Source organism: Arthrobacter sp. 05T420, from assembly GCF_056396305.1.
Map to the genome: position 1 here is coordinate 92,469 of NZ_JBFTLG010000020.1, position 7,639 is coordinate 100,107.

The 7,639-nt window shown below is 68.8% G+C and carries 5 protein-coding genes and 1 pseudogene; 5 read left to right on the top strand and 1 reads right to left on the bottom strand.

All coding sequences use genetic code 11. The features are described 5' to 3' along the window. Positions 1-122: 122 nt before the first annotated feature. Positions 123-1,466, top strand: coding sequence for a histidine--tRNA ligase (hisS, locus tag AC1DEM_RS18515; RefSeq protein WP_476885760.1), 1,344 nt, complete (start codon positions 123-125; stop codon positions 1,464-1,466). On the opposite strand, the gene AC1DEM_RS18520 is transcribed toward hisS, so the two are convergent. After that, a complete protein-coding gene (locus AC1DEM_RS18520; protein WP_476885761.1) occupies positions 1,463-2,821 on the bottom strand; it encodes an APC family permease in 1,359 nt (452 codons plus the stop codon). The two genes, hisS and AC1DEM_RS18520, sit on opposite strands and share 4 nt — an antisense overlap. A 145-nt stretch (positions 2,822-2,966) precedes the next feature. Between AC1DEM_RS18520 and aspS the strand changes: the two genes are divergently transcribed. The 4 genes and pseudogenes from aspS to AC1DEM_RS18540 all read left to right on the top strand — a co-directional run. Beyond that, a complete protein-coding gene (aspS, locus tag AC1DEM_RS18525) occupies positions 2,967-4,757 on the top strand; it encodes an aspartate--tRNA ligase (RefSeq protein WP_476885762.1) in 1,791 nt (596 codons plus the stop codon). Between the two features lie 100 nt (positions 4,758-4,857). Next, positions 4,858-5,784, top strand: a complete 927-nt coding sequence (locus tag AC1DEM_RS18530) for a GNAT family N-acetyltransferase (RefSeq protein ID WP_476885763.1) — start codon at positions 4,858-4,860, stop codon at positions 5,782-5,784. A gap of 45 nt (positions 5,785-5,829) precedes the next feature. Beyond that, positions 5,830-5,955, top strand: a pseudogene (locus AC1DEM_RS18535) (transcription initiation protein); the annotation flags it as partial. A gap of 257 nt (positions 5,956-6,212) precedes the next feature. Further along, the coding region (locus tag AC1DEM_RS18540) for an HNH endonuclease signature motif containing protein (RefSeq protein WP_476885764.1) at positions 6,213-7,639 on the top strand (1,427 nt) is incomplete at its 3' end.

The following is a 7,639-nucleotide window of genomic DNA, read 5'->3' on the forward strand; positions in this document are numbered from 1 at the left end:
TGGCCGGTCTGCCGCTTATCTTCGTTACGTTTCGACAGATGAATACCGCGTGAGGACCGCGCCCGAAGATACTGCAGTAGCAACGAGATACCGCAGTGGTAACCAGAGGAGAAAATTTCACCATGGCACGCACAGCCTCCCTGTCAGGATTCCCCGAGTGGCTTCCCGAGGAGCGGCTGGTGGAACTCCATGTGCTGGACACCCTGCGCCGGACATTCGAGCTCCATGGTTTCTCCTCGATCGAGACCCGCGCCGTGGAAACGGTGGGCCAGTTGCTGCGCAAGGGCGAAATCGATAAAGAGGTCTACGGCCTGAGCCGGCTCCAGGACGAGGAAGCGGACACGGTGCCCCGGACCGACCCGCATGCACTTGCACTGCACTTCGACCTCACCGTGCCCTTCGCCCGGTACGTCGTGGAAAACGCCGGCTACCTGGCCTTCCCGTTCCGCCGCTACCAGATCCAGAAGGTCTGGCGCGGCGAACGTCCCCAGGAGGGCCGGGCCCGGGAGTTCACCCAGGCGGACATCGACGTCGTCGGCGACGGCGAGCTGCCGTTCCGCTATGACGTTGAAATCGCGCTCGTGATCGCCGAGGCGCTCAATGCGCTGCCCATCCCCGACTTCCTGCTGCGGATCAACAACCGCAAACTGGCCGAGGGCTTCTACACCGGGATCGGACTCACGGACACCCCGGGCGTTCTCCGCAGCATCGACAAACTCGAGAAGGTCGGTCCCGCAAAGGTGGCCGAATTGCTCAAGGAGGAACTCGGCGCCACTGACGATCAGGCGCAGGCCGCCCTGAAGCTCGCCAGCATCCGCACCCAGGACACGTCCTTCGTGGAGCAGGTCCGGGCGTTGGGCGTCACTAATGAGCTGCTGGAGGAAGGCCTGAACGAGCTGGAGCAGGTCATTGCGGCGGCCGTCCAGCACGCCCCGGGACGAGTGGTAGCCGATCTCAGCATCGCCCGCGGCCTGGACTATTACACGGGCACCGTGGTGGAAACCGTCCTGGTAGGACACGAGCAGCTGGGATCGATCTGCTCCGGCGGCCGCTACGACGCGCTGGCCAGCAAGGGCAACCGCAAATTCCCCGGCGTCGGCCTCTCAATCGGCGTGACGCGCCTGGTGTCGCGGATCCTCAGCCAGGACCTGGCCAAGGCCACGCGCTCCGTGCCGACCGCCGTGCTGGTGACGCTCAACAACGACGACAGCTGGGGTGCGGCGCAGGATGTCGCGGCGCAGCTGCGCGGCCGGGGCATCGCCACGGAGGTCGCCGCGAAGGCCGAGAAGTTCGGCAAGCAGATCAAGTTCGCCGACCGTCGCGGCATTCCGTTTGTCTGGTTCACGGACGATGACGGCAAGCACCAGGTTAAGGACATCCGCACGGGCGAGCAGTACGACGCCGACCCGGCAGCGTGGATACCCTCCGCGGAGGACCTGCACGTGCGCGTAACCGCCGCACGCTAGTTATTCCCGGGAGTCCTGCCCATTCGGGAAGGCCTGGTGTTTTCTCGGGTCCTGCGCACCCGCACGACGAGGAACCGCCCGGCCAGCCCGGCGGCCAGCACCGCCGCCATGACCACCATGGAGGCCGGCGGCAGGGTGACGGCCAGGACCAGGCAGCCGAGGAAGCCCAGCACATTGAGCCAGCGCGGCGCATGCCAGGGCCGTCCGGAGAGGGTGAAGGCCGCGGCGTTGGTCACGGCGTAATAGATCAGCACCCCGAAGCTGGAAAATCCGACGACGGTCATCACGTCGGTGCTCAGCAGCAGGACGACGACGGCGGCGGCGACGGCCAGTTCCGCGACCACCGGGACGGTGTGGGTGCCGCCCAGCCTGGCCAACGGGGCGGGCAGGTCACGTTCCCGGGCCATCGCCAGGGTAGTCCTGCCGACCCCGGTGATCAGGGCCAGCAGAGCGCCCAGGCAGCCGGCCGCGGCCCCGGCCTGGACGAAGGGAACACCGGCTCTGAGCTGCGAGACCGCTACCGCGTCCAGCAGCGGCGCCGTCGAACCCGCCAGTTGCTGCGGCGGCAGGTGCCACTGCAGGAGGGCGGCCAGACCAATGTAGATCATGAACGCGCCGGCCAGCGCGGCCAGGATGGCGCGCGGGATGGTGCGCGCGGGGTCCTTGACCTCCTCACCCAGGGTGGCGATCCGCGCATAGCCCGCGAAGGCGAAGAACATCAGCCCGGCCGCGGAAAGGACGCCCCAGCCGCCGGCGGCCGCAGCAGGGTAGGCCGGTGCCGCCGACACCGCGGGGGCGCCCTCCGGGTGCGGACCCAGCAGCGACGCCACAGCGACGAAGACGAGAGTGGCCAGCACCACGGCCAGCAGGACCCTGGTCAGCAGCGCGGTCCGGGTGATCCCGAGGAGGTTCACCCCTGTGAGCACCACGACGGCGGCCACCGCCAGCGGCGTGGCGTAGGCCGGCGCGACGTAGTGCCCGAACGTCAGCGCCATCGCCGCGCAGGACGCGGTTTTTCCCGTCACAAATCCCCAGCCCGCAATGAAGCCGGGCCACTCGCCGAGCTGCCGGCGCCCATACACATAAGTGCCGCCGCTGGCCGGGTATTTGGCCGCCAGTTGGGCCGACGCGATGGCGTTGCAGTAGGCGATGACGCCGGCGACCGCCACGGCGAGGGTCAGCAGCTGCCCGGCCAGGGCGGCGGCGGGGGAGAACACGACGAACACGCCGGCGCCGAGCATGGAACCCAGGCCGATTGCCGTGGAATCGAACACGCCGAGCCGGCGCTGCAGCCGCTGGTGCGGCAGCTGCGGGGCGGACGGGTCACCGGGCTGGTCGCCGTGCTGGGTTGCCATGGCGGGAGGGACCTTTCCAACGGGTAAACTCGAACGGGATCGTTACTGAAGCGATCCTATTGAGTTTTGAACATCGCTTTTTTGAATCCGGTTTCTTTGACATCGTTTTCAACGTCACTTTTGATTTTCCGCTGAAAGGAATGCTGTGCTGCGCACACATGACCTCGGATCGCTTCGCTCCGAGCACATTGGACAAACCGTAACCCTCGCCGGCTGGGTCGGCCGGCGTCGTGACCACGGTGGTGTCGCATTCGTTGACCTGCGCGACGCGTCCGGCGTCGCCCAGGTTGTGGTCCGCGAAGAAGAGGTCTTCCACGGCCTGCGCAACGAGTACGTGCTGCAGATTGTCGGCACGGTCTCCCAGCGCCCCGCGGGCAACGAGAACCCCGCGCTTCCCACCGGTGAGATCGAGGTCATGGCCGAGAAGGTCACCATCCTCAACACCTCCGATCCGCTGCCGTTCCAGATCGACGAGCACGTTGAGGTGGGTGAGGAAGCGCGCCTGAAGCACCGTTACTTGGACCTGCGCCGCCCCGGCCCCGCCCGCAACCTGCGCCTGCGTTCGGAAGCCAACCGCGTGGCCCGCGAGCTGCTCCACCAGGACGGCTACGTGGAGATCGAAACCCCCACACTGACCCGTTCGACGCCCGAGGGCGCCCGCGACTTTGTGGTCCCCGCACGCCTCGCCCCCGGTTCCTGGTACGCGCTGCCGCAGTCCCCGCAGCTGTTCAAGCAGCTCCTGCAGGTGGGCGGCTTCGAAAAGTACTACCAGATTGCCCGCTGCTACCGCGATGAGGACTTCCGCGCGGACCGCCAGCCGGAATTCACGCAGCTGGACATCGAGGCCAGCTTCGTGGATCAGGACGACATCATCAGCCTGGGCGAGAACATCGTCAAGGCACTGTGGAAGCTGATCGACGTCGAGATTCCGACGCCGATCCAGCGCATCACCTACCACGACGCTATGGCCCGCTACGGCTCGGACAAGCCGGACCTGCGCTTCGGCCAGGAGCTCACCGAGCTGACCGAATTCTTCAAGGACACCAACTTCGGTGTCTTCAAGGCGCCCTACGTAGGTGCCGTCGTCATGCCCGGCGGCGCCTCCCAGGCCCGCCGAGCCCTCGACGCCTGGCAGGAATGGGCCAAGCAGCGCGGCGCCAAGGGCCTGGCGTACGTCCTGTACAAGGAAGATGGCGAGCTCGCCGGTCCTGTCGCCAAGAACCTCACCGACACCGAGCGCGCGGGCCTCGCCGACGCCGTCGGAGCCAAGCCCGGTGACTGCATCTTCTTCGCAGCTGGCGAGAAGACCCCGTCCCGTGCGCTGCTCGGCGCTGCTCGCGTGGAGATCGGCCACCGGACCGGCCTCATCAACCCGGCTGACTGGGCCTTCTGCTGGGTCGTTGACGCGCCGATGTTCGAACCGGCCGCCGCGGCGGTCGCCTCCGGCGACGTCGCCGTCGGCGCCGGGCAGTGGACCGCCGTGCACCACGCGTTCACGTCGCCCAAGCCCGAGTTCATGGACTCCTTCGACACGGATCCCGAGTCGGCACTGTCCTATGCCTACGACATCGTCTGCAACGGCAACGAAATCGGCGGCGGCTCGATCCGTATCCACGAGCGTGACGTCCAGGAACGCGTCTTCGAGCTCATGGGCCTGGACAAGGCAGACGCGCAGACCAAGTTTGGTTTCCTCCTGGAGGGCTTCAAGTTTGGCGCCCCTCCGCACGGCGGCATCGCGTTCGGCTGGGACCGTGTGGTTGCCCTGCTGGCCGGCGTGGATTCCATCCGCGACGTCATCGCGTTCCCGAAGTCCGGCGGCGGCTACGACCCCCTGACCCAGGCTCCCGCTCCCATCACGGCGCAGCAGCGCAAGGAGGCCGGCGTCGATTTCAAGCCGGAGACTGCCAAGAAGAAGCCCGAGGACGGCAAAAACTAAGCCAGCAGCATCAGCATGAGCAGCAGGGGCTCTCCGGGCAACCGGAGAGCCCCTGCTGCTTTCATCATTGGCGGCATTTGTTCGGATGGAGAGAACCTCGATGGCACTGACCCCGCACCCCGCAACAGACGCCGAATCGAGCCCTGACGTTAGTGCCGAAGCGAGTCCGGAAGCCGACGCCGAAACCATCCCGGGGCTGGAGGCCCTGATGGACGCCGCCTGGCCGGCCGCGGAACGGGAGGAGTCCGGCGGCTGGGTGTTCCGCGCGGCCTCCGGCGTGACACAGCGGGCAAACTCGGTCTGGCCGCGGGATCTTGGCAGTGACGACCCGCACCGGCAGCTCGCCGCACTCCGGGAGGCGCGGGTTTGGTACCGGAAGCGCCGGCTTCCGCTGATCTTCCAGATCTTTGACGGCCCGCGCCAGGCGGCCTTGCAGGCGGTGCTCGATGACGAGGGCTTCACCCGGCAGTCCGAAACCCTGGTCCTGGTCCGTGAGTCTTGGGCGGAGCCCTTGGCAGATTCCGGCGCAGATTCCAACGCTGCTTCCGGGGCTGATTACGGTGTCCCGGACGCAGCCGTGGAAATCTCCTCCGAGCCGTCGGCGGAATGGCTGGACCTATGGTGGAGCATCGACGGGCGCGGGGGAGTCGACGAGCTCGCTGTGGCGCGCCGTATCCTGGCCGCGTGCCCGGCCCTTTACGCCCTGGTGCGGGACGACGGCGGTGCCCCCGCCGCCGTCGCGCGGCTCGCTTTGCCCGGCACCGGGCCCGCTGGACCAACGGGGCCGACATGGGGTGGCCTGTACTGCATGGCCACGCGTCCGGATGCGCGGCGGCTGGGCTATGGCGGCCGGATTGTCCGGGCACTGCTGCGTGAGGGCGGGGCCCGCGGCGTGGCCGGGTACTGGCTTTTGGTGATGGCATCCAACGCCGGTGCGCGGAGCTTGTACGCCCACGCCGGTTTCCGCGAAGCCGGCCGGTACCTCTACCGGCAGGAAAGACCGAAGCGGCACCTGACCGGCTGCTAGCCTGTCCGTCCGGAAGGCGTCACGTTCCCGGGCCACACGGTGCCCAGCGGCGGCTACACCGTTCTCGAGCTGCCCTCGCAGGCGGCGGCACTTGAGTGGGCCGCGAAGATCGCCGTCGCCTGCCGCTGCTTGCAAGAGGTCCGGCAGTTCCAGTATGACCCGGCCAGCTGACCGGGGCGACGTCAGTGAGCGTAGGTCGTGCGGGGTCGGGCACAACATGAAAGGCCGACCAGGCCTTCACCCTCTAGTGTGAAGAGCCGGGCCGGGCACAACATGAAAGGCCGACCAGGCCTTCACCCTCTAGTGTGAAGAGCCGGTAAACACCTCTCAGCCGTGGGTGAGGACGGCGTTCTGAAGTCAGGGCCGGCATCGCGCTGCACCGCGTCCGTTCCGCCAATATTGTCGGTGCCTCGTGATTTGCTGGGGGTATGGAAAGCCGGGCGGGGTGGAGTGCGGAATGCAGGGAGGCCGTGGAGGCCGTCGCCGCGTCCGCTGCCGAGCTTGTTGCTTTAATGGGCGGCGGCGTTGGCAGGTCCGATGCGCCCGGTGCCGATCCGCTGTGTAATGCGGATCCGTTGCGGAGCCGGGCGGACGGGTGCCTGGACGGGCTCGCCGAGGTGGCCCGGATGGAGGCCCGGGCCGCGGCGCTGAAGGTGCGGCTGGCCGCCGACTACGCGCGGGCGACCGTGGCCCTGGCGCCGCCGGCGCCGTCCCCGCAGGACCGCACCGTGCAGGCGATGGCGCTGGTCGCCGAGCTCGCCTGTGTGCTGACCGTGAGCGAACGAACCGCCGGCGCCCTGCTGTCCGATTCCCGGGCACTGACGGCGGGGCTGCCGCTGACCCTGGCCGCCCTGCAGGCCGGGACGATCTCCTGGCAGCACGCCCGGATCATCGCCGACGAAACCAGCGGCCTGGATCCCGCCGCGGCGGCCGGCCTGGAAGCGCATTTCCTGGACCCCGAAGCACCCAACCCGGCCCGCGGCTGCGAGGCCGGGGACCTCGTGGCGGCCCGGTTCCGGGCCAAGGCCCGCGCCTGGCGCGAACGCCACCACCCGGTCAGCATCGAAGAACGCCACAGCAAGAGCGCCGAGGACCGGCGGGTCGACTACGCCCCGGACCGGGACGGCATGGCCTGGCTCTCCGCCCACCTCCCGGCCGACACCGCCGCGGGGATCTGGGACCGGACCACCGCGGCCGCCCGCGCCCTTCAAGGCCCGGACGAGGCCCGGACCCTCAGCCAGCTCCGCGCCGACATCACCGCCACCTGGCTGCTCACCAGCCATGGCGCCAGTAGTGGCAACAGCTGCGGCACGGGCTGCGGAAGCGCCGGTGGAACGGCCAGCGGCGGGAGCCCCGGCGGGGGCACAGCCGGCGCCGGCTGTGGAAGCGCCAGTGGCGGACTGGCGGCAGGCGGAACGGGCTTGGGTGCGAGTTTCGTCGGGGGTGTTCCGTCGCCGCGGGCGCAGGTCCTGGTCACCGTCCCGGTCCTGTCCCTGCTGGGCGTCACCGAGGAACCGGCGACCCTGGACGGGTACGGGCCGATCCCGCCGTCCATGGCCCGCCGGCTGATCACCGAGGGCGCCGGCTCTTTCTACCGGGTCCTGACCGACCCCCGGGACGGAGCCCCGCTGGAAATCGGCCGGACCAGCTACCGTCTCACGAGGGCCCAGCGGCACTGGCTCCGGCTCCGCGACGGCAGGTGCCCGTTCCCCGGCTGCAGCAACCACTCCCTGGACAACGACGCAGACCACCTGCTGGCCTGGGCCGACGGCGGCACCACCGGCATCTCCAACCTCGGCCAGCCCTGCCCCAAACACCACCGCCTCAAACACGGCTCCGCCTGGACACCGGCCGG

Excerpts from the sequence above, each read along its gene's own strand:
- AC1DEM_RS18520 (WP_476885761.1), bottom strand. The coding sequence starts at position 2,821 with ATGGCAACCCAGCACGGCGACCAGCCCGGTGACCCGTCCGCCCCGCAG.
- AC1DEM_RS18530 (WP_476885763.1), top strand. The coding sequence starts at position 4,858 with ATGGCACTGACCCCGCACCCCGCAACAGACGCCGAATCGAGCCCTGAC.
- hisS (WP_476885760.1), top strand. The coding sequence starts at position 123 with ATGGCACGCACAGCCTCCCTGTCAGGATTCCCCGAGTGGCTTCCCGAG.